The sequence below is a fragment of the Pseudoalteromonas sp. SM9913 genome (assembly GCF_000184065.1).
GTDB lineage: Bacteria > Pseudomonadota > Gammaproteobacteria > Enterobacterales > Alteromonadaceae > Pseudoalteromonas > Pseudoalteromonas tetraodonis.
This window is the reverse complement of the sequence record NC_014803.1, coordinates 2,704,419-2,728,370: the sequence shown is the minus strand read 5'-3', so window position 1 is coordinate 2,728,370 and position 23,952 is coordinate 2,704,419. Positions and strand designations below refer to the sequence as shown.

25 protein-coding genes and 1 riboswitch are annotated in these 23,952 nt (G+C 40.4%); of the genes, 15 read left to right on the top strand and 10 right to left on the bottom strand.

What is annotated here, in order from left to right:
- Positions 1–37: 37 nt before the first annotated feature.
- The 3 genes from PSM_RS12510 to recQ form a co-directional block, all read right to left on the bottom strand.
- Entirely contained in the window at positions 38–1,756 is a 1,719-nt protein-coding gene (locus PSM_RS12510; RefSeq protein WP_013465830.1) for a BamA/TamA family outer membrane protein, read from the bottom strand.
- Between the two features lie 128 nt (positions 1,757–1,884).
- A complete protein-coding gene (locus tag PSM_RS12505) occupies positions 1,885–2,169 on the bottom strand; it encodes a DUF3630 family protein (protein WP_013465829.1) in 285 nt (94 codons plus the stop codon).
- A gap of 7 nt (positions 2,170–2,176) precedes the next feature.
- Positions 2,177–4,000, bottom strand: a complete 1,824-nt coding sequence (gene recQ, locus PSM_RS12500; RefSeq protein ID WP_013465828.1) for a DNA helicase RecQ — start codon at positions 3,998–4,000, stop codon at positions 2,177–2,179.
- Positions 4,001–4,151: 151 nt separating this feature from the next.
- On the opposite strand from recQ, the gene PSM_RS12495 reads away from it, so the two are divergent.
- Both PSM_RS12495 and rarD read left to right on the top strand, forming a co-directional pair.
- On the top strand, positions 4,152–4,607 hold the full coding sequence (locus PSM_RS12495; RefSeq protein WP_028835656.1) for a thioesterase family protein: 456 nt from the start codon (positions 4,152–4,154) through the stop codon (positions 4,605–4,607).
- A 51-nt stretch (positions 4,608–4,658) separates the two neighbouring features.
- The gene (gene rarD / locus PSM_RS12490) at positions 4,659–5,579 is read left to right on the top strand and encodes an EamA family transporter RarD (RefSeq protein WP_013465826.1); all 921 of its coding nucleotides are present in this window, start codon (positions 4,659–4,661) and stop codon (positions 5,577–5,579) included.
- 5 nt (positions 5,580–5,584) lie between these two features.
- Here rarD and PSM_RS12485 read toward each other — a convergent pair whose 3' ends face one another.
- Both PSM_RS12485 and PSM_RS12480 read right to left on the bottom strand, forming a co-directional pair.
- On the bottom strand, positions 5,585–6,817 hold the full coding sequence (locus PSM_RS12485) for a diguanylate cyclase (RefSeq protein ID WP_013465825.1): 1,233 nt from the start codon (positions 6,815–6,817) through the stop codon (positions 5,585–5,587).
- An 86-nt stretch (positions 6,818–6,903) separates the two neighbouring features.
- Positions 6,904–7,278 carry a DUF413 domain-containing protein gene (locus PSM_RS12480; RefSeq protein ID WP_013465824.1) on the bottom strand — a complete coding sequence of 125 codons (375 nt, stop codon included), beginning with the start codon at positions 7,276–7,278 and terminating at the stop codon, positions 6,904–6,906.
- Between the two features lie 89 nt (positions 7,279–7,367).
- On the opposite strand from PSM_RS12480, the gene PSM_RS12475 reads away from it, so the two are divergent.
- From PSM_RS12475 to ung, 8 genes are all read left to right on the top strand, one after another.
- The gene (locus tag PSM_RS12475) at positions 7,368–8,237 is read left to right on the top strand and encodes a LysR family transcriptional regulator (RefSeq protein WP_013465823.1); all 870 of its coding nucleotides are present in this window, start codon (positions 7,368–7,370) and stop codon (positions 8,235–8,237) included.
- Between the two features lie 163 nt (positions 8,238–8,400).
- Positions 8,401–9,330, top strand: a complete 930-nt coding sequence (locus PSM_RS12470) for a porin (RefSeq protein WP_013465822.1) — start codon at positions 8,401–8,403, stop codon at positions 9,328–9,330.
- A gap of 50 nt (positions 9,331–9,380) precedes the next feature.
- Positions 9,381–9,518: riboswitch (cobalamin riboswitch) on the top strand.
- A gap of 76 nt (positions 9,519–9,594) precedes the next feature.
- Positions 9,595–10,407, top strand: coding sequence for an ABC transporter ATP-binding protein (locus tag PSM_RS12465; RefSeq protein WP_013465821.1), 813 nt, complete (start codon positions 9,595–9,597; stop codon positions 10,405–10,407).
- A 1-nt stretch (position 10,408) separates the two neighbouring features.
- Complete coding sequence (locus PSM_RS12460; RefSeq protein ID WP_013465820.1) at positions 10,409–11,419, top strand: FecCD family ABC transporter permease; 1,011 nt, start codon at positions 10,409–10,411, stop codon at positions 11,417–11,419.
- Positions 11,419–12,900 (top strand): cobyric acid synthase, encoded by a 1,482-nt coding sequence (locus PSM_RS12455; RefSeq protein ID WP_041695785.1) that lies wholly within the window; start codon positions 11,419–11,421, stop codon positions 12,898–12,900. The genes PSM_RS12460 and PSM_RS12455 overlap by 1 nt, the downstream gene beginning before the upstream one ends.
- Entirely contained in the window at positions 12,893–13,492 is a 600-nt protein-coding gene (cobO, locus tag PSM_RS12450; RefSeq protein WP_013465818.1) for a cob(I)yrinic acid a,c-diamide adenosyltransferase, read from the top strand. Before PSM_RS12455 ends, cobO begins: the two co-directional genes overlap by 8 nt.
- Positions 13,492–14,340, top strand: coding sequence for a cobalamin-binding protein (locus PSM_RS12445; RefSeq protein ID WP_013465817.1), 849 nt, complete (start codon positions 13,492–13,494; stop codon positions 14,338–14,340). Before cobO ends, PSM_RS12445 begins: the two co-directional genes overlap by 1 nt.
- Positions 14,337–14,999 carry a uracil-DNA glycosylase gene (ung, locus tag PSM_RS12440; protein ID WP_013465816.1) on the top strand — a complete coding sequence of 221 codons (663 nt, stop codon included), beginning with the start codon at positions 14,337–14,339 and terminating at the stop codon, positions 14,997–14,999. Before PSM_RS12445 ends, ung begins: the two co-directional genes overlap by 4 nt.
- A 59-nt stretch (positions 15,000–15,058) precedes the next feature.
- On the opposite strand, the gene PSM_RS12435 is transcribed toward ung, so the two are convergent.
- Together PSM_RS12435 and tal are read right to left on the bottom strand one after the other, a co-directional pair.
- Positions 15,059–15,247, bottom strand: coding sequence for a DUF3545 family protein (locus tag PSM_RS12435; protein ID WP_013465815.1), 189 nt, complete (start codon positions 15,245–15,247; stop codon positions 15,059–15,061).
- A gap of 227 nt (positions 15,248–15,474) precedes the next feature.
- On the bottom strand, positions 15,475–16,425 hold the full coding sequence (tal, locus tag PSM_RS12430; protein WP_013465814.1) for a transaldolase: 951 nt from the start codon (positions 16,423–16,425) through the stop codon (positions 15,475–15,477).
- Positions 16,426–16,643: 218 nt separating this feature from the next.
- On the opposite strand from tal, the gene yaaA reads away from it, so the two are divergent.
- Positions 16,644–17,423, top strand: coding sequence for a peroxide stress protein YaaA (yaaA, locus tag PSM_RS12425; protein ID WP_013465813.1), 780 nt, complete (start codon positions 16,644–16,646; stop codon positions 17,421–17,423).
- Between the two features lie 119 nt (positions 17,424–17,542).
- Complete coding sequence (locus PSM_RS12420; RefSeq protein WP_013465812.1) at positions 17,543–18,499, top strand: mechanosensitive ion channel family protein; 957 nt, start codon at positions 17,543–17,545, stop codon at positions 18,497–18,499.
- A gap of 745 nt (positions 18,500–19,244) precedes the next feature.
- Here PSM_RS12420 and PSM_RS12415 read toward each other — a convergent pair.
- Together PSM_RS12415 and srmB are read right to left on the bottom strand one after the other, a co-directional pair.
- Positions 19,245–19,565, bottom strand: coding sequence for a BON domain-containing protein (locus PSM_RS12415; protein WP_013465811.1), 321 nt, complete (start codon positions 19,563–19,565; stop codon positions 19,245–19,247).
- A gap of 239 nt (positions 19,566–19,804) precedes the next feature.
- Complete coding sequence (gene srmB / locus PSM_RS12410) at positions 19,805–21,031, bottom strand: ATP-dependent RNA helicase SrmB (RefSeq protein ID WP_013465810.1); 1,227 nt, start codon at positions 21,029–21,031, stop codon at positions 19,805–19,807.
- A 76-nt stretch (positions 21,032–21,107) separates the two neighbouring features.
- Between srmB and PSM_RS12405 the strand changes: the two genes are divergently transcribed.
- Both PSM_RS12405 and PSM_RS12400 read left to right on the top strand, forming a co-directional pair.
- The gene (locus PSM_RS12405) at positions 21,108–21,806 is read left to right on the top strand and encodes a tRNA1(Val) (adenine(37)-N6)-methyltransferase (RefSeq protein WP_013465809.1); all 699 of its coding nucleotides are present in this window, start codon (positions 21,108–21,110) and stop codon (positions 21,804–21,806) included.
- An 81-nt stretch (positions 21,807–21,887) separates the two neighbouring features.
- Positions 21,888–22,346, top strand: a complete 459-nt coding sequence (locus PSM_RS12400) for a DUF2147 domain-containing protein (RefSeq protein ID WP_008467790.1) — start codon at positions 21,888–21,890, stop codon at positions 22,344–22,346.
- 47 nt (positions 22,347–22,393) lie between these two features.
- Here the strand turns inward: PSM_RS12400 and fldB are convergent, their stop codons facing one another.
- Complete coding sequence (fldB, locus tag PSM_RS12395) at positions 22,394–22,915, bottom strand: flavodoxin FldB (RefSeq protein WP_008467792.1); 522 nt, start codon at positions 22,913–22,915, stop codon at positions 22,394–22,396.
- Between the two features lie 105 nt (positions 22,916–23,020).
- Here fldB and xerD point away from each other — a divergent pair, with 105 nt between their 5' ends.
- Complete coding sequence (xerD, locus tag PSM_RS12390) at positions 23,021–23,947, top strand: site-specific tyrosine recombinase XerD (protein WP_008467794.1); 927 nt, start codon at positions 23,021–23,023, stop codon at positions 23,945–23,947.
- Positions 23,948–23,952 lie beyond the last annotated feature (5 nt).

The window sequence follows — 23,952 nt, the reverse complement described above, 5'->3', positions numbered from 1 at the left end:
AAAGTGTAACGTTTAACGTAGGCGCGCAGTAGTGATTTTAAAAAGAATTTTTGACGCTGAGCAGCCATTGTACCGAGTCAACATCATCATATTTATTTAGCGGCGCGGCTATATCAAGGTGGATCATGGTACCCGCATTGGCGCGACTTGGCGCAAGGCGCAAACCTAAGCCCACATTTTTTAGCACTGGGGTGTTCTCAACTTGATACTGAGTGTTCGACTCGTTGTTATACCAAGCTCGACCAATATCTAAAAAGGCTGCCCCTCCCACTTTAAACAGCTGTAGTAAGTCATATTCCCAGTAATAGCGCTTTTCTAAACTGACTAAAAAACTCCGATCCCCATGTTGAAATTCCATAGGATAGCCACGAAGTCCAGTTTCGCCCCCTAGGGTGAGCTGTTTATCATTAGTGAGGTTTTTTGCGTATTGCAGCCTTGCTTTTACATACCAAGATTGATCAATACTGGTATTTAAATAATATTGAATTTGGCTAGTAGTGAGCAAGTTTTCGAGCTGTTTTTTCTCGTTATTCCAATAGCCTTGAATATCTGCATGAAAACGCCAAAGGGTATGGTTAGTGCTAAAATGGGCTTTGTTAAAATTAAACGAGTACACAGCGCGGCTATCGTCGTTACTTATTGATTCATCGGAGTAGCCCAGGGTGGCTTTGATATTCCAACCTAAATTTAAATCCTCAGTACGATAAATACTGTCAAAGTTACGTACTTTTATAAAGTTATCTTCAAACCAATGGCCGCTGATGTAGGGGTAACTTAAGCTTCTGTTTTCAGCCACTGCTGTAGTGGTAGAGTCAATCGCTTTGAAAGTGTGTTGCTCATCAATATAACCAAGGCTCAAGCGCTGGGTCCAGTTATGACTAAGGGCTTTAGAATGGCCAAAAAACACCTGGTTTAGGTCGGTTTTTTGTTCAAACTCACTAAACTTTTCACCTCTGATGTATAAGGCTTCTTCTCGTTGGGTTGAGTAACTCAGGGCGCCATAACTATAGGGCGTATGGATGGCATAAAACGGGTAGGTTAGTTCAACTAAATGACTTTTGCCGTCGCTGTTGTCGGCATACTCTAAACGCCCTCGGTAGCGAGTTGATAAGATATTAGGATCATCATAAACAAATAAATAACCATTTCGGTCACTGTTTGTTTTACGTGCAAACGATAACCGTTTGCCCCAACCAAATAAGTTAGATTCGCGAAAACCAATACTTGATTTATTTTCACCACCACTACGGCTAAAACTAAGTTCGGGCAGTAAAGTCCATAAGTCTCGAGTAATTACTGTTACATCAATATTTCCATCACAATTTTCGTCAGCAATAATTTGTGCATCATATAAATAACTTTGTTTTCTCAGTAACCGCTCAGATTCGGCCAGCGTTTTTGGATTAAAGGTATCGCCCGACTTAAACAGTAAAATACTCTTAATTACCTCAGGCTCGGTTTGTATGTGTGCCCGATTGGCGAAACGAAATAATGCATTGTTTTCAGCCTCTAGTTCAGTATTAAATACATTAAGCTGTTGCAAAGTGATGGAGGCAATTTTAGTGTTACTTTGTGCTGTGAGTGTTGGAGTTTGAGATGTAATTTGACGACGCAAATTATTTTCATGAGTTTGTGATGAGTCGTCACTAGGGCAGCTTTGGGCTAGTGGCGCTTCTTGCGCACAAACGCTGAGCATAAACATACTCGAAATAGAAAAGCTAAAACAACTACGTGCAATCCATTTTCTATTTAACATTGACCCTCTTTAGCGCTATTTTGCAAAATAAAACACTTACTCTTAGCTTACATCATTGTTATTGATATGTAAGTAAAAGACAGATTTAGTTTTATTTTTATAGCGATTATAAGGTATTAGCTATGCATTTAAGTTAAATAAAATGTTAACGCTGCCAATAGGTTGTCGGCATCTTGCCCTTCACCATTAATCCACACACTTTGGCTATAATGCTCAAAATTTAAATTAAACGTGTGGTTAGCATAGTTAAAACGCAGTTGATGACGATCTGCCCCAGCGGCATACTCATTAATGCTAATTTCATCGCTGTGCAAAAATAACGTTCCCCACAATTCAAAGTCTTCATCGTGCGGCAGCTCTGTCGGTTTAACAATAATACATTGATGTGTGTGATCGTATTCAAGTTCGGTCATAAGGGGCTTATTGCGTTGCTAGGTAATGTCGAATTGCGGTTAAAAACTCACCGCCATACTTGTTTAATTTAGTAAAACCAACCCCCGACACTTTTAAAAATTCACTGTCGTTAGTGGGCATAAGCTGCGCCATTTCGGCTAGCGTTTTATCGTTAAAGACTACATAAGGCGGCACATCATCGGCATCGGCTAACTCTTTACGCAATGCACGCAGGCGAGCGAATAGTTTTTTATCGTAATTAAACTGCGCTAACTTATCCTGATAAACGTGTTTAGCTTGTAAGCGAGGCTCGGCCAATTGCAGTGCATATTCACCTTTTAAAATAGCGCGTGCAGCTTCAGTTAAACGCAATGAAGCGCCTTGGGTTATATCTTGGCTTAATAGCCCTTGATGAATAAGTTGGCGTAAAATACTGAGCCAAAACTCACTGCTTTTATCTTTACCTATGCCATAGGTGCTGAGTTCATGGTGGTTGTTATCACGAATGCGGCTAGTATTCGCGCCACGTAATAATTCTACAATGTAACCTAACCCAAATTGTTGCTGTGCGCGATACACACACGAAAGTGCTTGCTGTGCGACCAATGTGCCATCAAAACTTTTAGGTGGATTTAAGCAAATGTCACAGTTACCACAGGGTTCGCGTTGGTACTCACTAAAGTAGTTCAATAATATTTGACGGCGACACGTTTGTGCTTCGGCAAAGCTGGCCATGGCATTAAAGCGCTGCTCCTCTACGCGGCGGCGTTGTTCATCGTCAATATCTTCAAAAAAGCGTCTAACCCGACCTATATCGGCAGGGTCAAAATACATGATGGCCTCTGCAGCAAGCCCATCTCGTCCAGCACGGCCTGTTTCTTGGTAATAAGCTTCAATACTTTTTGGAATGTCGTAATGCAGAACAAAGCGTACGTTAGGCTTGTTAATTCCCATACCAAAGGCAACGGTGGCAACCACAATTTGAATATCGTCACGGGCAAACCCGGTTTGCACAAACTGACGTTGCTCGTTACTCATTCCCGCATGGTAAGCGGCAGCATTAAGGCCTGCATCAGCAAGCTTTTCAGCTATATCATCAACACGTTTACGACTGGTGCAATAAATAATACCACTTTGATTTTTTTGCTCTTTTAAATAACGCAGTAATTGCACCATAGGTTTAAATTTTTCTTCTATGGTGTAACGAATATTAGGGCGATCAAAACTGCCGGTATGAATGTAGGGCTGTTGTAGCTTGAGTTGCTCAACAATATCAAAGCGAGTCGCTTTATCGGCAGTGGCAGTGAGTGCCATCATAGGCACATGTGCAAAGCGTTGTTTAAGCTCATTTAAACGAAAATAATGCGGTCTAAAATCGTGACCCCAATGAGAAACACAGTGTGCTTCATCAATAGCAAACAAGCTAACATTCAAATGAGAGAGCCGCTCTAAAAAGTCGCGTTGTAGCACTTTTTCAGGAGCTACATAAAGTAGCTTTATCAGCCCTTGATGCAATTGCTGATACACTAATTGTTGTTCTTCGCGAGCTAGGCTGTTATTGACATAAGCGGCCTTAACTCCCAGTGCTTGTAATTGGGTGACTTGATCTTGCATTAAAGAGATCAGCGGAGAAATAACAATGGTGACTCCCTCTAATACCAGCGCGGGTATTTGGTAACACACCGATTTACCACCACCGGTGGGCAGTAATACTAATGAATCTTGGCCATTAATGGCGGCATCAATTACTGCACTTTGACCGTCGCGAAATTCACTGTAACCAAACACTTGTTTGAGTACAGTTTCGGGTTTACGCACAAGCGTATTAGGAGAAGGAGTTAGTGTATTCATCGGCGCTATTTTAGTGGTTTTTTATCAGGATGTCTTTAGCTTTCATTACTTGGTACACACATCTGTAGTGATAAACTAAAATCTGCAGGGGGTTACAATAGCCTCAAGCTGTGCTTTACTCATCGTACCACTGAAAACATAGAGAATAATAATGAATAAAGAAATGTTGATCGATCAAGTAGGGGCGCTGTTTGTTAATAACATGCCCTTTAACCAGTTTTTAAAAATAGCAGTAGAGTCACTTAGTACTGAACAAGCTAAAATATCATTTCCTTGGCAAGACGTATTAATTGGTAATCCGGCGCAAAAGATTCTTCACGGTGGAGTGATTTCTGCGGTGCTCGACAATGTAGGCGGAATGCTTGCTGCAGCAAGTGTAATAGGAAAACTAGACGATGCCGACTTACCCAGTGTGCATAAAAAGTTAGCCACACTGGGCACCATAGATTTACGTACTGATTATTTACGCCCAGGTAAAGGGGAGGTATTTATTGCCAGCGCCACACTTATTCGCTCAGGAAATAAAGTGTGCGTGTGCCGAATGGAGTTACATAACGAGCAGTCGGTACAAATAGCGTTTGGAACGGGCACGTATTTAGTTGGCTAAAAAGTGAGAGGGGGTTAAACTTACGGCCTTTTAAATCATCAAGTGGTTACTATGTCGATTGATACCGAGCAGCGAAAGGGCGCCATTTTTGCCTGCCTCGCCTTTTTTATGTGGGGCCTAGCACCCATTTATTTTAAGATGATCCAACATGTATCAGCATTTGAAATTTTAATGCATCGTGTTATTTGGTCTGTGATGTTTCTTATTTTGGTGGTGAGTGTGCTCAACTACTGGAATAAAATTAAACGCATTTTAATCCAACCTAAATTAATTCTGATGCTAGTTGTTACCTCGACCTTATTGGGGTTTAACTGGGGGTTGTTTATATGGGCTATTAATAACAACCACATGCTAGATGCCAGCTTAGGCTACTATATCAATCCTTTGTTAAATGTATTACTTGGTATGGTGTTTTTAAACGAGCGGTTACGTAAGTTGCAAGGAGCTGCTGTTGCCTTGGCTTTTACAGGTGTTTTATTACAGTTAATTAGTTTTGGTTCATTTCCGGTTGTGGCATTTTCGTTAGCGACTTCTTTTGCGTTATATGGCCTATTACGTAAAAAACTACAGGTTGATGCCCTGCCTGGGATTTTAATTGAGGCATTAATATTATTACCGGTGGCACTGACCTATTGGTGGTTAATGGTGCCGACTGAAACGTCTAATTTACCAGCGAATGATTGGCTAACTAATGCGCTATTAGTAAGTGCAGGTATAGTGACTACACTGCCATTGCTGTGTTTTACCGGCGCGGCTAAGCGATTGCAATACACTACGCTTGGTTTTTTTCAGTACATAGGGCCTAGCTTAATGTTTATTTTAGCCGTGGTGTTTTATGGTGAAGTGTTTGATGCTGAGCGTGTAATTACCTTTGCGTGTATTTGGAGTGCACTGGCTATTTTTAGTTGGGATTCATATCATCAGTCGCGTAAACGCAGAAAAGCAGCCATTGTCGCCTCAGGTGTGGTTTAGTTAAACTAAACCACTTTATTACGCCCCGACTCTTTGGCTTTGTAGAGCTTTAAGTCGGCTTGTTTTAATAGTTCGTCAATTTGATAGGTTTCACTGTGGCTGAAGCCTATCGACAGCGTAAACTTGATTTGTGCTTGGCTAAACTCATGGCTATTAAGCTCAATAAATAATCGAAAACTTTCTAGTCGTTTTAGTGCTTCTTGCTCGGTCAGTTCAGTAAAAAATACCGCAAATTCTTCTCCGCCTAAACGGGCAACCAATTGGTTTTCAAAATATTTATTAAAGCATACAGCCAGCCCTTTAAGCACTTCATCTCCGGCATCATGGCCATAGGTATCATTAATAGCTTTAAAATGGTCAATATCAAGCATAGCTAACATGGCTGGTGCTTTTGCTTTTTTAAACTGCTTTAATGACTTGTTAGCCTCTTCAAAAAAGTAACGACGATTAGGGAGTTTAGTTAAGTAATCTGTATTGGCTTGTCGTTTTATAGTTTCGATATGCTCTAGCATATCGACGTTTTGGCTTAACCGGCAGTAAAATTCTTCACTGTTAAATGGTTTGTATAAATAGTCATTTGCTCCATTTTTTAAAAATAAAGCAGATAAATTAGACGAAGTGATACCTGAAATACCAATTATGGCTTTTTCGTCATTACTATAAATGCGTCTAATTTCATTACACAGCTCAATGCCGTCCATGTTAGGCATTTCTTTGTCGGTAATAATCACAGAAATATCGGGGGTGCTTTCAAGCTCTTTAAGTGCTTCAATGCCATCGGCTGCTTGTAATATTTGATATTTGTGACGTGTTAATAAACTACATATGTGTTGGCGTGTTGACGCAGAGTCATCAACAACCAATACTTTTACATGCTTATTGCGTGGTAGGCGGTAAAGCTGCTTTTCTAAATACTCATAGGCTTGTTTATTGCCTTTGATGATGTAATCAATTATGGGGTATTTTTCAACGGTATCACGGGTATGCTTATCGATATTGCCTGTCATCACTATGGTAGGAATATCTGCTGCAATGGTGCATGGAACCGCTTCACCTTGTGGCGCGTCAGGTAATATAAAGTCGACTACTGCGCAAAAATAATGGTGCTTACTTATAAGCTCTTTAGTCTCAGCCAAGGATTGAGCAATATCAACCTCGTAGCCGACTTTTTGCGCGATATGCTTTTGCACTCGCGCAATAGTAGGAGTGTCTTCAACAATAAGTATTCTGTGCGTCAAGTAACAGCCTTGTTTAAATTTTGCAAAAGTGTTTGCTTATACAAGTTGTAACTGCTAAAACGCCAAAAAGCAACTATTGTAGTGACTTATATATTGTCTGCCTCAGAATAATAATCTTGGCTTATTGGTGTTGGCCCTGAAATTTTTGAGCGTCCAAATAATGTATGGAATTTTGTTTTGCAGGTTGTTAGCTTTAAATATTTAACCCATGCTCGCTCAATTGGGTTACTTGGCTCTATTATGCCACTGACAGCATTTACAAACTGTTGCTGATGTTCGTTTTGTGGCTCAACTGTTTTGTTATACAGGCTTTTTAAAACAACACCGTGCTGTTCTAAAATACTTGCCTCTAACAGGGTAAAGTGTCCGCTGCGGCTAAATCCGCGTGGAAAGTTTTGGTCATCATAAAATTGACGTTGACTTACGAATGCTTGACGAAGTAGTGAAATATCATTGCTCATAGCTGTACCCTCATACCAATTATTAGCTGGAGTATGGGACATAATCGCTATTTTTTTAAACAAAAAATTTTTATCGTGAGGATAAAAAATTGGACATAGATTTATTAAAAACATTTGTTGAAGTGGTGCGAACTCGCCATTTTGGTAAAGCAGCAGAAAACCTATATATAACGCAGTCTGCGGTGAGTTTTAGAATTCGCCAATTAGAGCAGGGCTTAGGCGTAAATTTATTTATTCGTCAGCGTAATAATATTCAACTCACTGCACCGGGTGAGCGTTTGTTACCGCATGCGCAAATGATTATTACTGGGATGCAAAGAGCCAAAGTGGATGTTGCACTTGCAGATAATATGCATAAGCAAATTAGCTTAGCAGGTACGCCTAATATTTGGGATGCATTTTTACAGTTTGGTATTACAAATATTGTATCGGCGATGCCTGGTGTATCGCTGGTGGCAGAAGTGAAAGCGCAACAAGAAAGCACTCGCTTATTGTTGGAGCGTACGCTTGATTTAGCTATTTTATTTGATCCTCCTAAAGTTGATGAACTTGTGGTTGAACGTATTTGTGAACTGCCTATTATTCCGGTGAGTGGTTACGATACGGCAACCAGTGATAACTTTTTTGATAATCAATATGTGTATGTTGATTGGGGAACCACGTTTTCTCTTTGGCATGCGCGTCAGTTTACCGGTAAAACACCGCCTTATTTTAGAACCAGTACAGGGCGTATAGCGCTTGATTTAATACTGCAATGTGGCGGTAGTGCGTTTATTCCACAGGTATTAGTTAAAGATCATTTAGAAAAAGGCGAACTTTTTCATGTAAAAGGGGTAGAAAATACCTCAAGAGATGTATTTGTTGCCTATCATAGAGATAACGAACAGAAAGAGTTGATAGAAACCTTGGTTAATTTGTTGTCGCAAATGACACCGAGTTTATTGAAACAAAGTAAGTAGTCGGTAGGCAGTTTATTTTACATGTTATTTTGATTTCAGATTTAATGCAGTTTTATTAACTTAAAAAGACAAAAATGTGTCCTTTGTAATATTTTTGTCATTTAGTGGTGACACACTGCTGCTGTTTTAAAAATTAGTCTATTGTGATTATCGAGGAAATAACATGAAATTTGCAAAATCGAGCTTATGCTTAGCCCTACTTAGCGGTTTATCTTTTAATGCACTTGCAGAGGCAGATATTTACGGTAAAGCAAATGTAACCGTTCAATCATCTGACGATGGTGAAGGATCGTTTACTGAAATTAAAAGTAATGCATCTCGTTTCGGACTTAAAGGGTCTGAAAAAATTTCAGACGGTTTAGAAGCGGTTTATAAGTTTGAATTTCAGGTTGATGTGTCTGATGCCGATTCTAAAGGTGATGACGACAATATTTCAGCGCGTAATCAATATGTGGGCTTTAAAGGCGGATTTGGTCAGGTTGTAATAGGCCGCAACGACACCGCGCTTAAGCAAGCGCAGGGGAAACTAGATCTTTTCAACGATCTTGAAGGTGATATAAAAAATACCTTTAAAGGTGAAAATCGTTTAGGTAACTCAGTATCTTATGCTTCAAACTCATATGAAGGTTTTAAAGTATTAGCGTCATTTATTGCAGAAGACGACGTAGATGCCAAAAATGGCTACTCAGTGGCGTTAACTTACGGTGATGCAGGCCTTAAAAAGAGCGCAGTATATGCTGCCATTGCTGCTGATAGCGAAGTAAATGGTTACGATGTAGTGCGTGCAACAGTTCAAGGTAAAATTGAAGATTTTAGACTTGGCGCAATGTACCAAACACAAGAAAAAGTAGATGGCAGCGCTGAGGCTGACGGTTACTTAGTGAATGCAGCTTACCTTATGGGTAGCAACACTTTCAAAGTGCAATACCAAACAATGGATTTTGATGACAGCGATGATAAAAGCGCGGTATCGGTAGGTGTTGACCATAAGCTAAACAAAAACCTTAAAGTATTTGGCTTTTACTCAAGCTTTGATATGGACAACAATGTTGACCAAGATTACCTAGGTTTAGGTATGGAATATAAGTTTTAACTAAACCTTAGTTAAAACACTCCCTTTTAACCGCACTCAGTTGAGTGCGGTTTTTTTTTGCTTTAAATTATTTACTTATCTGCGCATAATAGCCAAGCATTTGGAATGAGGTGGAACTCCTCAACTATTCCCGTAACTGTGATCAGTTTTACTGTAAGTCAGATACAAATGCCTTAAAACTTCATATAACGAGCGGGTTAACTCATTTTCTTTTTGGTACGTATTAGTACTGAGTGTGGGTGTTTCCCTGCCTAGGATAATTTTTTGCACACTCACACCTCTTTAAACTTACCGCTTTTAACCGTTAACAACGTTTCTTGGCGAGTGGACAATACATTAATTCTTAAGCACATTAATGTGAGCATTGAGCGTGGTAAATTTATTGGTTTAATTGGCCCTAATGGGGCAGGAAAGTCGAGTTTACTGCGGTGCTTATATCGATTTAATCAGCCATCAGCAGGCGACATTAAATTTAACGATACCGATATTTGGCAGCTAAAAAGTGAAGACTATGCCAAGCAAGTTGCGGTAGTGCTACAAGAAACACCGTCGCAATTTAATCTCTCGTTATTCGATGTTGTAGCTCTAGGGCTTACCCCGTATAAAACGCTATTTAGCTCGACCACCCAAGCAGATAAACAAAAAATAGCGCAGGCTATTAGTCGTGTTGGGCTTGAATCTCATAGCAATCAGTCATTTGACTCACTATCTGGCGGTGAAAAGCAACGAGCGCTTATTGCCAGAGCGATTGTGCAGCAACCACAGCTACTCATTATGGATGAACCCACAAGCCACCTTGATGTTAAATATCAAATTCAATTAATGGAGCTGGCTAAATCTTTGGGCATTACTGTGTTTGCTTCATTTCATGATTTAAATTTAGCGGCAGCCATGTGCGATGAGTTAGTGGTTATTAAAAACGGAGAAATCGCTAGCGCGGGAAAGCCTAATAAGGTGATCACCGAGCAAATGCTTGATGAGGTTTTTGGTGTTTGCGCGCAAGTTAATACTCACCCTCAAACGGCGTCCAATGGTGAGTCTATTCCCCATATTACCTATTATTATGGATACCAATAACATGGCGATTATGTCTAACCATGGTGTGGCGTTAATTACTGCACTGTTATGCGCTGTATTTAGTTTATTTGTGGCATTGAGCTTTGGTGCTGCCCCTACCTCGCTCGCAGATGTATACCATAGCTTAACTTTTTCAAGCGAGGCCTCATTTACCAGCCGCATTATTATTGAATTAAGAATGCCACGTACGTTATTGGCTTTTTTGGCCGGCAGCGGTTTAGCGATTGCTGGATTGATATTACAAACAGTTACTCGTAATCCATTGGCTGACCCTTATTTGTTTGGTATTTCGTCGGGAGCATCATTAGGAGTCGTAGTATTAATGGCTTTTGTTGGAATAGGCGCAGGCATTGTGTTATCAGCAGCAGCCTTAATTGGCAGTTTAGTAGCAATGGGGTTATTAATTTTAATTGCTGGCAGTCAACGCAACGCCCAAGTTGAGTCGATGTTATTGGCTGGGGTGGCCTTATCATTTTTATTTAGCGCCTTTACCAGTTTGTTACTTTATTGGAGCGATCCGCAGGCCGTCGCGGCTATTTTATTTTGGACTTTGGGAAGTTTTGCTAGGGCGCAATGGCCGTCACTGTTATTACCTGCCTTGGTCATCATTACATGTACAGTCATTATGTTAGGTTTTAGACGCCAACTTAATGCCATGTTGTTAGGTGATGAAAGCGCAACAACGCTTGGTGTACGGGTGCATCGCTTTCGAATTTTAATGCTTATTTTAAGCTCATTGATCACAGCCGTATTGGTTGCTATGTGTGGCGGAATTGGCTTTGTTGGCTTAATGGTGCCGCACATAGTGCGCTTTTTTATCTCTCAAGGCAGCAGCGTTGGATTATTAATGACCGGATTAGTCGGGGGCATATTTATGGTATGGGTCGATGTACTGGCACGTTCATTACTCGCTAACCAAGAGCTGCCAATAGGGGTGATCACGGCGGCTATTGGTAGTCTATTCTTTTTAAGTATCTTGTATTTTCGTAAGCGCCAGCTGGTGGGTAAATAATGAAAACATTAATGGTACAAGGTACCACCTCCGATGCGGGTAAAAGCACCTTAGTGGCAGCACTTTGCAGAGTGTTTGCTAACCAAGGGGTTAATGTTGCACCGTTTAAACCACAAAATATGGCACTTAATAGCGCCGTAACGCACGATGGTGGCGAAATTGGCAGAGCCCAAGCATTACAAGCCATAGCCGCAAAAGTTGAACCTGAAATCGACTTTAACCCTATATTACTCAAACCCAATAGTGATACCGGCGCACAAGTTATTATTCATGGTAGAGCTATCAGCAATATGGAAGCCGATGCTTACCATGACTACAAAAAAGTGGCTATGGATGCGGTATTAACCTCGCATAAGCGTTTAGCTAAACGCTTTGATTTATTACTGGTAGAAGGGGCTGGCAGCCCAGCCGAAATTAATTTACGCGCAAACGATATTGCAAATATGGGTTACGCCGAGCAAGTGGATTGCCCTGTTATTATTATTGCCGATATTGATAAAGGAGGAGTATTTGCGCACTTAGTCGGGACTTTGGCGTTATTAAGCGAATCAGAGCAAGCACGGGTAAAAGGTTTTGTGATTAACCGTTTTCGTGGTGATATTAGTTTATTACAAGGTGGGCTAGATTGGCTCGAGGAGTACACCGGTAAACCTGTATTAGGGGTATTACCTTACTTGCACGATTTAGCACTTGATGCAGAAGATGCTGTGGCCATAGATAATAATGTGACCGATGCCAGTATAAATATTGCTGTACTGTTATTGCCACATATTAGTAACCATACCGATTTTGATGCTCTGCGATTACACCCGAATATAAATATAACCTACGTGCGCCATACACAAGCAATTCCTGCTGTTGATTTAATTATTGTACCTGGCAGTAAAAATGTACTCAGCGATCTCGCGTTTTTAAAAAATGAAGGCTGGGATCAGCAAATTAAGCGCCATCTACGTTATGGTGGCAAAGTATTGGGTATTTGCGGCGGTATGCAAATGCTAGGTAATACTATCAGTGATCCAAATGGGGTGGAGTCATCGTTGGGGCAAGTGACGGGTTTAGCGCTTAGCGATTTTGATACGCTATTGGGTGGGCAAAAAGTGCTAAGCCAAGTAAATGCAATACTCAATTTAAACCAGCAGCAGGTTGCTTGTCAGGGTTACGAAATACATGCTGGGATCAGTAAAGGTCAAGCGCTCAACAAACCACTTATTCGCTTTAATAAACACCCCAATGACTTTAAAAACGATGGTTTTTTGAGTGACGATAATGCCATTGCTGGTACATATTTACATGGCTTATTTGACAGCCCTGCAGCCACAGAACAGCTGTTAAAGTGGCTGAAACCAGAAAGTGCAATTAGTGCGATTAGTATAAATGAGCATCGTGAACGCCAGTTAGAACGCTTAGCTGATATGTGTAAAGCGCATTTAAATATTGAACAAATTATTAAAATTTATCAAGGACATAACAATGACTGAATCAACTAACGACAAGCACCAACAGCGTCAACAAAAAGTAAAAGAACAGGTTGACGCGCGAGTAGCCGCAGCGCAACGAGAAAAAGGCATTTTTCAGGTTATTACTGGTAATGGCAAAGGTAAATCAACCTCTGGTTTTGGTGTGGTTGCACGCTGTGTTGGGCACGGTAAAAAAGCTGCGGTATGTCAGTTTATTAAAGGCACATGGGAGTGTGGTGAGCGTAATTTACTGCAAGGTGCTGGGGTTGAATTTGCTGTTATGAATACCGGGTTTACGTGGGATACGCAAAATAAAGAGGCCGATACCACGGCAGCGCAAGCAACATGGCAAGAGTCAAAGCGGATGCTAAGCGACAGCAGTATCGATGTGGTATTACTCGATGAACTCACCTATATGGTGACCTATGGTTATATCGACCTTGAAGAAGTGGTTGTTGCTGTAAATAATAGACCGCCTATGCAATCGGTAATTATTACTGGTCGTGCTGCGCATCGCACCTTAATAGAGCTTGCCGATACGGTAAGTGAAGTACGTAATGTAAAACATGCGTTTGAGTCGGGCGTAAAAGCATTGAAAGGCTTTGATTACTAATGTTAAAGCGTATTGTTTTTGGGCTGTTATTGTTTGCTGTTAATGTACCTCAAGCCCTAGCTGACAAGCCGCTTCGTATAGTGGCTTTAGCACCACACATAGTTGAAAATTTATATGCTATTGGGGCGGGTGATTTAATAGTGGGCACGCTGGATTACGCAGATTACCCGCAAGAGGCGACTAAAATTGAGCGTATTGGTGGCTACAATGGCATTTCTATTGAAAAGTTACTCATGCTAAAACCTGACATGGTGATTGCGTGGAAAAGTGGTAATCAGGCCGAAGATTTAGCACAAATAAAGCGTTTAGGAATTGAATTATATTTAAGTGATCCACGTTTTATTGAAGGGGTTGCCTCGGAAATACTAAAACTAGGTCAATTAACGGGTCATATTGAGCAAAGTAAAAAAGTAGCTGAGGCATTTACAGTTAAGCTCAACGCAATTAAAGTTACCCAGAAAGATAAAACCACGCTTACTGGGTTTTATCAGTTGTGGCCTGAGCCTATGATGACTGTATCAAAAAATACATGGATCAATCAGTTAATCGAAACTTGCCAAGTAACCAATGTATTTGCAAACAGCGACACAGATTACCCACAAATTAGCATCGAAAACGTGATAGTTACTAAGCCACAAGTTATTATTATTCCTGATGAAAAATCAAAAAGGGTAATGCCTACGGTAAATTGGCAGCAATGGCCTGAAATCCCTGCGGTAAAGTATGAGCAATTTATTAGCGTCAATGCTGATTTATTACATCGGTTTACCCCCAGAATGTTGGATGGATTAGCGCAGATGTGTGACAAAGTAGATATATCTAGAGAATTTATTAAGAGTCAATTATGAGCAACTGGTCATCTTTTTTAAACCATGAACTTAGCCAAAAATATATGCAGCAAACCCTTGAATATATTGAGAATAAACGAGGTGAAGGCACTGCAGTATATCCGCCAAAATCACAGGTGTTTAGCGCATTTGATGCAACTCCACTTAGCGACATTAAAGTGGTTATATTAGGTCAAGACCCTTACCATGGAGAAGGGCAAGCGCATGGTTTGTGTTTTTCAGTATTGCCTGAGGTTAAAAAGCTCCCGCCTTCGCTTAAAAACATTTATAAAGAGTTAGTAACTGATATTAATGGCTTTACCACGCCAGAACACGGCTATTTACAAGGCTGGGCAGAGCAAGGTGTATTTTTGCTCAATACAGTATTAACTGTAGAGCAAGGGCAAGCCCATTCCCATAAACACTTAGGTTGGGAGCAATTTACCGATAACGTGATTGCTCATATAAATGAGCACTGCCAAGGTGTGGTGTTTATTTTATGGGGCGCACATGCACAAAAAAAAGGTAAAAGTATTGATCGCCAGCGCCATCATGTATTGGCAGGGCCTCATCCTTCGCCGCTTTCAGCGCATCGCGGCTTTTTTGGTTGCCAGCACTTTTCCAAAACCAATGAACTGTTAATAGGGCAAGGGGCGCAGCCCATTAATTGGCAGGTATAGGGTAATAGGCATTAAAAAAGGCTTTCATTTATGAAAGCCTTTTTAGTTGCTTATGTTGGTTAAAACTCTAACTCATCAATAGCAACACTATCTGCAAAATAGTCAAGCTCCAGTAGTTCTTTGCGCAAACGTTGCTTATCTTTTATTGCTTCTATTTCGCGCCATTTTCTTTTTTTATTTTTTTGAGAGGTTTTTTTCGATGTATCAGAATCTTCTAATATCTCTATTATTTCGTTTAGGCTATCCATTGATTATCTCCTATTGACCACTTTTTGAACCTCGGCAGTATCTATACCACAGCTATTAATAAAATAGAATATAAATGTGACGAAACTGTTACTAACGGGTGGTATTTTGATGAAGATCAATGAGAACTGCACTTAAATGGGGACAAGGCGAGTATTTAAAATAAAATTGCAGGTATAAAAAAACGCCGCAATAAGCGACGTTTTTAAACTCTTAAAACAGCGGTTAGTTACATCGCTTTAAAGCGTGCTTCTAATTGTTCCTGTGCATCTGCAAATGAGCGAATACCTTCAGCGAGTTTTTCAGTCGCCATGGCATCTTGGTTATGTAACCAACGGAACTGTGTTTCGCTAAGTGGCTCAGGTTTTGGCTCTTTAGTAATATCACTTGCTAGCAAGTATTCTTCAGCACCTTCTAAATTACCCAAATCTTCTAAAAGATTAGGGCTAATTGTTAGCTTATCGCATCCTGTAAGTGCAATAATTTCACCGGTATTACGAAAGCTTGCGCCCATAACTACGGTTTTGTAGTCGTGACGTTTGTAAAACTCAAAAATACTACGCACCGATTGTACGCCAGGATCTTGTAGCGGGTCGGTTGGTTTTTCCATACCGTTTGCTACGTGCCAATCTAAAATTCTGCCAACAAATGGCGAAATTAAAAATACGTTTGCATCAGCACAGGCACGAGCTTGAGCATCACTAAATAAAAGCGTTAAGTTACATTTAGTGCCTTCTTTTTCTAACTGTTCTGCGGCTTTAATGCCTTCCCAAGTAGAGGCAACTTTAATTAAAATCTTGTCTTTGCTTACACCTTCTTTCTCGTAAAGGCTTAGTAAAGTATGTGCTTTATTAATTGTTGCTTGGGTATCAAATGATAAACGTGCATCAACTTCGGTAGAAATATAACCCGGAACAATTTCGCTAATTTCTTTACCGAGTAATACTGCAAAATAGTCACAAGCCAGCTCTAGTTGTTTTGCAGGCTGTTGCTCGGTTTCTTTAGCGTATTGCCATGCTTTATCTAGATAAGGTTTGTAAGCTTCAATCTCGCTCGCTTTTAAAAGCAGCGATGGATTGGTAGTCGCATCTTCAGGTTGATGTTTTTTTATGGCTTCTATATCGCCCGTGTCGGCCACGATAGAAGAGTGTTGTTTAAGCCTTTGTAGAGCGCTAGTCATTTGCTTTTCCTCATTCCAAGCAAGTTAAAAGAAAATCTAAACTACCTTAATATAGCTATACTGCAACAGTGTGACAATGCTTGATAGGTCTTATGTCCTTATCAATGAAAAAACGGTAACGGTTGAGTTTTAGGTAGGATAATTTTAAACAAAACGTGCTTTTCGTCTCATTTAATGTTGAAATTGACATTAAATAATTTACAAGTCAATAGCTAACTATGATCACTGTTATTTCACCAGCAAAGAATCTTGATTACGACACGCCACCCGCAACAGATAAGTTCACTCAACCTGAATTACTTGAGCACAGCGAAGCGCTCATGAAAGTATGCCGTGAACTAACTCCTGCGCAGATTGGTAGTTTAATGAAAATTAGCGATAAGCTCGCGGGCCTTAATGCAGCACGTTTTAGTGAGTGGGCGCAACCGTTTACTACGAGTAATGCTAAACAAGCGGTGCTTGCCTTTAATGGCGATGTATATGGCGGTTTAGATGCCGACACCCTAACGGCTAAGCAACTTGATTATGCTCAAGAGCATTTACGTATACTCTCGGGTTTATACGGATTATTAAAACCACTTGATTTAATGCAAGCCTACCGCCTAGAAATGGGTACAAAGCTTGAAAACAGCCGTGGTAAAAACCTATATGAGTTTTGGGGCAGTATTATTGCTAATAAACTTAACGACGTTTTAGCGGCACAAGATGCACAATACTTAGTTAATTTAGCGTCTAACGAATACTTTAAAGCGGTAGATAAAAAAACGCTTAACGCACAAATTATTACGCCACATTTTAAAGACTGTAAAAACGGCCAATATAAAGTGATTAGCTTTTACGCTAAAAAAGCGCGCGGCATGATGGCGCGTTACCTTATCGAAAACCAAGTCACGCAGTTAAGTCAGCTTAAAGAGTTTACCGTGGCCGGTTATTACTTTAGCTCAGAAGCAACCACTAAAGAACTTGAACCGGTATTTTTGCGCGAAGAGCAAAGCTAAATTTAGCGCTATTTGCAGCTAAACACATACCCAAAAAGCTATGCATTGCATAGCTTTTTTTATACTGGCGCTATTTTTGCAAACCTTAGGTTATTAATAGAAACTAAGGTATAAAATAAATGCTCTCAATTCCCTCAATTACAGAAGCCGAAAAACTTATAGAAGAGAAGCTCGGCGGTTGGTTTGATGTTGTTATAAGTCATATCCCTAACTTTATAGTCGCGGTGATTATTGCGATTATATTTTCATTTATTGCCCGCCTTGCAGGCAAAGGAATGAAAAAAGTATTGCGTCGCTCGCTCGATTCTACTCAAATTGCTGACTTAATGGCCTCCATTTTTAAAGTTATTGTTCTGAGTGTTGGGGTCTTTATTGCCCTTGATTTTATGGGCTTAAAAAGTACCGTTACGTCACTGCTTGCGGGTGCAGGTATTGTTGGTCTCGCCATTGGTTTTGCTTTTCAAGATATGACCGAAAACCTAATTGCGGGTATTGCTATGGGTATTCGTAAACCGTTCAAAGCGGGTGATGTTATCGAGACCGATAACGTATTTGGTTCAGTGCATTCAATAAACTTGCGCAACACACTAATAGAGAGCTTTTACGGGCAGTTGATACTGGTTCCTAATAAAATACTATTTAGAAATGTACTGCGTAATTACAGCACTTTAGGGGTCAGAAGAATAGAGGTAGCTGTAGGTATTTCTTACGCTGATGATATAGAAAAAGCCAGTGAAGTTATTGTCGAAAAAATTAATCAATTTGACTTTGTGATCCGCAAAAATGAGACCGCGGTGTACGCAGAAGGCTTTGGTGATAGCAGTATAAACTTACTGGTATGGTTTTGGATTAAATACCCTGGTGAGCCCGATTTTATGACGGTGCGTCACAAAGGGGTTGTGGCAGTAAAGCAAGCACTCGATGCTGCTGATATAAGTATTCCGTTTCCTATTCGTACGTTGGATTTTGGTATTAAGGGCGGTGAAAAACTCGATGCCATGATAAGCGATAAAATAAATCAGCAGTCAGCAAATAAAGAGGGTGACAATAATACTGATGCAAGCCAAGGTGAGTAAATAATTTAAAACCCCGAAGGTAAAAGCATTGGGAAATAGTTACTGACTATCAGCGCGTTTTTACAAATTAAAACGCGCTTTTTATAATAAATAATATAAGGGTCTGTTGACCTTTGCGGATTAAAATTAGTTCAAACTAAGAGCTATTTAATCGCGACGCGAGGTTTGTTGCCTAGTGGGCTCGATAACTGCTCCTGTGTTATTCTACTGGCTTACATCCATGTAATAATAAGTAAAAACCGAGCAAAGCTTCCGCGTCCAGCTCACGCTCCTTACCACCATCCATGTAGACAACAAAGAGTAAATGTCCCTGGGCAAAACCCTTGGCTAAATACCAAACAGACTACTGCAAATTCAACCTTGAAAGAACAACAGACCCAATTGATAATCTGAAGTAATTAAAGCCTTGCGCTAACTGCCTTAAAAACGCCTCAATTAGAAAACTATATCGATAAGGTTTCTCATCTCAAAATAGATTATTTAATCAACCGAACTAGAGCCCAAGCTTGATGTAAGCTCTTTATAATAAGTGTCTATAAACAAAGGTTTCAAAAGTATAAGCAGCTGCAATGAGCGTCGCGATTGGTGCGTAAACTAAAAGGCTTTTAATTAAGTATTTAAACTGGCTTGGGAATATGCTCTGCAGTGAATTATATTGTGCAAACCATAAAAAAGCGCCGCTTGTGTTGGAGAAACAAGCAGCGCTGAGGGATAAGTTAGGTGTATTAGTTAAGAAAAAGTTGTATTAAATGACACTAATTTTGTTATGAATGATTTTAACCCCATCCATATTTTCTAAAAACTTTTGTGCGAGAGCGCGTTCAAAACCGTTATTGGCTTCACCTTTAAGTTCAACGTTACCGTCATTAACGTGTACGTTTAGTTTTTCTAACTTTAAATTTGGGTTAGTGCGCAACTCATGAGTAATAGATTGTTGTAAATTAGGTTGTGTAGCCACACTGCTAACTACAGCTAAATGCGTTGCTGCACTGACTTTAAAAGCAGAGACTAATAAAAATAAACAACAAAACGAAATAAAACCGATAGTAAATTTAATGCGACTCATAACTATATCCTTAGTGTGTTACTAAAAAACAACGCCATTACTCGGCGTTTTAATACTCGTATATTCGATAGGGTTACAAGTTTCATTCCAAGATTAACTATTTGAAATAAATTACTATTTTATTAATTGGTTATTCAGCTAAGTATTTTTTACATATTACTATGAATAGCTTACTCACTGTTTTTAAGTCACAAAAAAGCCGACAAACGTCGGCTCAATTAAATGTGTTAAAGCTAAAGCTATTTTTTCTTTTTAGCTTTGGCTTTTTTCTTCGCTTTCATTTTTACTGGATCTTTACGTTTTTTAACCGGTGGCTTGGCTTCTTTATGCTTTGGCTCTAATCCTTTAAATACACGGCGTTTTAGCTTTTGCTCTATGTAACGTTCTACTTTGTAAAGTATGCCAATGTCGTGCGCTTCAATGAGTGAAATCGCAATACCTTTTTTACCCGCACGACCCGTACGGCCAATACGGTGTACGTATACATCTGCAGTACGTGGCATATCAAAATTAATTACGTGGCTTATATCAGCTACATCAATACCGCGGGCCGCCACATCGGTAGCGACTAAAATACGGGTTTTGCCACTGTGGAAGTTTTCCATGGCTTTCATGCGTTTGTCTTGTGGCATTTCACCACGTAACCACGCAGCTTTTACGCCGTTATTAGTAAGCTCACCAATTAGGGTTTCAAGGCGCTCACGAGTTTTTACAAACACAATCGCTTTACTTACATCAGGGCCATTTAAGGTGTTAACTAATAGCTCTAGTTTATGGCGGTAGTCGTCGGCTAAATGAACCCATTGATGAATTTTAGCTTTTTCTTTGCGTGATGATTCGGCTTCAAGTAGCGCGGGGTCGTTTAAAATACGCTCAGCAAATAATTCTACGCTATCGCCCTCAAGGGTTGCTGAGAATAAAAAGCACTGACGGCGGTTCTTAGCTTCATCACAAATGCGCAGCATTTCTTTACGAAAGCCCATGTCGAGCATGCGGTCGGCTTCATCAAGAATGAGCATTTCTACGTTTTCTGCGTGGAAGTTCTCGGTTTCCAAATACTCCATTAAACGCCCAGGTGTGGCGATTAAAATGTCATTATTATTTTCAAAAATTTCTTTGTGTGTACCGTAGTTTATACCGCCGGTAACCACCCCAATTTTTAACTGGGTTTGTTTTGCAAGTAACTCACATTGTTCATGAATTTGATAAGCAAGCTCGCGCGTTGGGGTCATAATTAATACCCGTGCAAAGCCCGGATCACGACGTGGGAAATCCATTAAATATTGAATTGCCGGAATTAAAAATGCCGCCGTTTTACCCGTACCTGTTGGTGCCGACGCTAAAATATCGCGTCCTTGCAACGCCTCAGGAATGGCTTGTTGTTGAATGCTAGTGGGGGTTTCATAGCCCATTTTATTAATAGCATTGAGTAGCTTATCATCAAGATCAAATTCAGAAAATTGCATAGAGTGTCAAAAATAGGGGACAATTGCCGTTAATTATACGCACTTAAACCTGCTTGGTGAATGAAAAGGTGAAAAAATGTCTGGTTTTGCATTTAAACAATTTAAGGTTGAGCACGACCAGTGCGCCATGAAGGTCTCTACCGATGGTATTTTACTGGGCGCATGGGCTGATTTAAGCCACGCAAATACGTTACTTGATATAGGAACAGGTACAGGGTTACTGGCTCTAATGTGTAAGCAACGAGCGCCACATTTAAAGGTGAGTGCGGTTGAAGTTGATGAAACCGCCTACCAGCAGGCTTTACAAAATTGCCAGCAAAGTCCTTGGCGAGATATTAGTATTTACCATCAGCCTATTCAGCAGTTTGAGGCTGTGGGTTTATTTGATTGTGTTATAGCTAATCCGCCTTATTTTAATCACAGTTTAAAAGGTGATAATGCAGCGCGAAATACCGCTCGCCATACCGATGGTTTAAGTTTTGCAGAACTGCTTGGTGCGTTTAGGCATCTAAGTCATCAAGATTCGCGTTTTAATCTTATTTTACCCACCACTGAGGCGCAGTTATTTATAACATTAGCACAGCAGCAAGGGCTGTATTTAAATCGCCTTTGCCAAGTACAAGCTATGCCAAATAAGCCCTTTAGCCGCAGTTTGATGACTTTTAGTTATGAGCAGAGTGAGATAAGTACAACTAAGTTATGTATTAGAGCCAATGATAATAGCTATACCACAGAGTATCAGGCGCTATGCCGCGCATTTTATTTAAAAATGTAGCGCGTTCTGGGTGTTTAAACAGTTTTGCATCTAGTTGTTTATTGTTACTATGGCTTAATTAATCGCTAATATAGTAACGCAATGAATTTATTGAATAAAAAAAGAGCTAACTCGCTGTTGATGGGATTTTTGGTCGGCAGTATTTTTGCCTCATTTAAGTTATTAGCTAACCCCACACCGGTTGGGCTTTGGAAAACTATTAACGAAGAGACTAACGAGGCTAAGTCGTACGTGCGCATTACTGAGCAAGATGGCGTGCTGACTGGAAAAATTGAAAAAATACTCAATAAAGCCAAGCAAGATGCACTTTGCACCGAGTGTGATGGTGATAAAAAGAATCAGCCTATGTTGGGGATGACCATTATTGAAGATGTGACCTATGCGGGTGACGGTAGTTGGGAAGACGGTGAAATACTCGACCCAAATAATGGTAAAACCTACAGCGTGCGTTTAACACCGCAGCAAAATGGCGAAAAACTAGAAGTGCGCGGTTATGTGGGCTTTTTTTACCGTAACCAATACTGGTTAAAAGTAGAATAGTTAAGAATTAAAAAGCGCTGCATGGCAGCGCTCTTTGCAATAGTGAGTTATAGGGTTTCAGCGTACTCTGTCATCACTTGTTCTACCCAAGTGGCGATACGCTCGTCGCTTAGCTCGTACTGACTGTCTTCGTCTAATGCTAAACCTACAAACTGTTTACCGTCTTCGGTAAGTGCTTTTGATGCTTCAAATTCGTAATTACTGTCGTTCGGCCAAAAGCCTAATTGAGTAATGGCTTGGGCATTTATTTCGTCGTGAAGCATGCCTAATGCGTCTTGAAACCACTGACCATACCCTTGCTGGTCGCCCATACCAAACAAAGCAATGGTTTTACCATTTAAGTCGACATCTTTTATGTCGTCCCACTTTGATTCCCAATCTTCTTGAATTTCGCCAAAGTCCCACGTAGAAATACCAAAAATGATAAAGTCATATTGCTCAGCGTTTTTAAGCGGCTCGTCTTTAATATTGTGTAAACTGACGATATCGGCGCCAATAATGTCGCGTATTTTTTCTGCCGCCATTTCGGTATAGCAGGTAGTAGAACCAAAAAATAAACCAATCTGCATCGTATTTATCACTGTGTAATTGCCTGTTATGATAGGCTCAAGTTTACCGTAAGGTATTTTTAATTGATACCTTCTCCCGTGGTATTACCAACATGAGATCACAACGTGACAACGCTATCTGACGATTTACCTGAACAAAATACTGAGCTAAGCAGCAATAGCGACTTTTTAGAAACCTTTTTAGATAGCCTCTATTTAGAGCAAGGCGTAAGTGAAAACACACTGAGCGCTTATCGCAGTGACTTAGATAAGTTTTGCCAGTTTTTAAAAGGTGAAAGCTTAATGACGGTAACCAGTTTAGATGTTGAAAGTTACCTAGCACACCGCGTTGATTTAGGGCTAAAACCACGCAGCACTGCGCGAAGTATTAGTGCATTAAAACGTTTTTATCAGTACTTTGTACGCGAAAAAATAATTAGCGACTCACCTATGGTCAATATTGCTCAGCCAAAGGCAGGGCAGTCGTTACCAAAAACGCTTTCTGAGGCCGAAGTAGAAGCGCTATTAAGTGCGCCCAACATTGAAGAGCCAATGGGGCTGCGCGATAAAGCCATGCTGGAGTTACTGTATGCAACAGGCCTGCGGGTAACCGAGCTGGTGGGGCTTAGAATGGAGCAAATAAATTTGCGCCAAGCTGTGGTGTTTGTAAAAGGTAAGGGAAACAAAGAGCGGCTAGTGCCATTAGGTGAAGAGGCCATGTACTGGCTTGAGCAGTTTTTAAAGCTCGGGCGCGCACAAATGATAAAACACGCCACCGATTTTGTATTTCCCTCAAAGCGAGGGGTGGGTATGACACGACAAACTTTTTGGCATCGGATTAAACACTATGCTATTTTGGCATCCGTTGAGTCGCCGTTATCACCCCATACCTTGCGACATGCATTTGCAACGCATTTATTAAATCATGGGGCTGACTTGCGTGTGGTGCAGATGATGCTTGGCCACAGCGACCTATCAACTACCCAAATTTATACGCATGTAGCGAATGAGCGATTAAAATCGGTGCATGCTGAGCATCACCCTCGTGCTTAAGCGAA

Excerpts from the sequence above, each read along its gene's own strand:
- PSM_RS12510 (WP_013465830.1), bottom strand. The coding sequence starts at position 1,756 with ATGTTAAATAGAAAATGGATTGCACGTAGTTGTTTTAGCTTTTCTATT.
- PSM_RS12455 (WP_041695785.1), top strand. The coding sequence starts at position 11,419 with ATGAAAACATTAATGGTACAAGGTACCACCTCCGATGCGGGTAAAAGC.
- PSM_RS12420 (WP_013465812.1), top strand. The coding sequence starts at position 17,543 with ATGCTCTCAATTCCCTCAATTACAGAAGCCGAAAAACTTATAGAAGAG.
- ung (WP_013465816.1), top strand. The coding sequence starts at position 14,337 with ATGAGCAACTGGTCATCTTTTTTAAACCATGAACTTAGCCAAAAATAT.
- fldB (WP_008467792.1), bottom strand. The coding sequence starts at position 22,915 with ATGCAGATTGGTTTATTTTTTGGTTCTACTACCTGCTATACCGAAATG.
- PSM_RS12405 (WP_013465809.1), top strand. The coding sequence starts at position 21,108 with ATGTCTGGTTTTGCATTTAAACAATTTAAGGTTGAGCACGACCAGTGC.
- PSM_RS12400 (WP_008467790.1), top strand. The coding sequence starts at position 21,888 with ATGAATTTATTGAATAAAAAAAGAGCTAACTCGCTGTTGATGGGATTT.
- PSM_RS12470 (WP_013465822.1), top strand. The coding sequence starts at position 8,401 with ATGAAATTTGCAAAATCGAGCTTATGCTTAGCCCTACTTAGCGGTTTA.
- recQ (WP_013465828.1), bottom strand. The coding sequence starts at position 4,000 with ATGAATACACTAACTCCTTCTCCTAATACGCTTGTGCGTAAACCCGAA.
- yaaA (WP_013465813.1), top strand. The coding sequence starts at position 16,644 with ATGATCACTGTTATTTCACCAGCAAAGAATCTTGATTACGACACGCCA.
- PSM_RS12495 (WP_028835656.1), top strand. The coding sequence starts at position 4,152 with ATGAATAAAGAAATGTTGATCGATCAAGTAGGGGCGCTGTTTGTTAAT.
- rarD (WP_013465826.1), top strand. The coding sequence starts at position 4,659 with ATGTCGATTGATACCGAGCAGCGAAAGGGCGCCATTTTTGCCTGCCTC.
- tal (WP_013465814.1), bottom strand. The coding sequence starts at position 16,425 with ATGACTAGCGCTCTACAAAGGCTTAAACAACACTCTTCTATCGTGGCC.
- srmB (WP_013465810.1), bottom strand. The coding sequence starts at position 21,031 with ATGCAATTTTCTGAATTTGATCTTGATGATAAGCTACTCAATGCTATT.
- PSM_RS12415 (WP_013465811.1), bottom strand. The coding sequence starts at position 19,565 with ATGAGTCGCATTAAATTTACTATCGGTTTTATTTCGTTTTGTTGTTTA.
- PSM_RS12460 (WP_013465820.1), top strand. The coding sequence starts at position 10,409 with ATGGCGATTATGTCTAACCATGGTGTGGCGTTAATTACTGCACTGTTA.
- cobO (WP_013465818.1), top strand. The coding sequence starts at position 12,893 with ATGACTGAATCAACTAACGACAAGCACCAACAGCGTCAACAAAAAGTA.
- PSM_RS12445 (WP_013465817.1), top strand. The coding sequence starts at position 13,492 with ATGTTAAAGCGTATTGTTTTTGGGCTGTTATTGTTTGCTGTTAATGTA.
- PSM_RS12435 (WP_013465815.1), bottom strand. The coding sequence starts at position 15,247 with ATGGATAGCCTAAACGAAATAATAGAGATATTAGAAGATTCTGATACA.
- PSM_RS12505 (WP_013465829.1), bottom strand. The coding sequence starts at position 2,169 with ATGACCGAACTTGAATACGATCACACACATCAATGTATTATTGTTAAA.
- PSM_RS12480 (WP_013465824.1), bottom strand. The coding sequence starts at position 7,278 with ATGAGCAATGATATTTCACTACTTCGTCAAGCATTCGTAAGTCAACGT.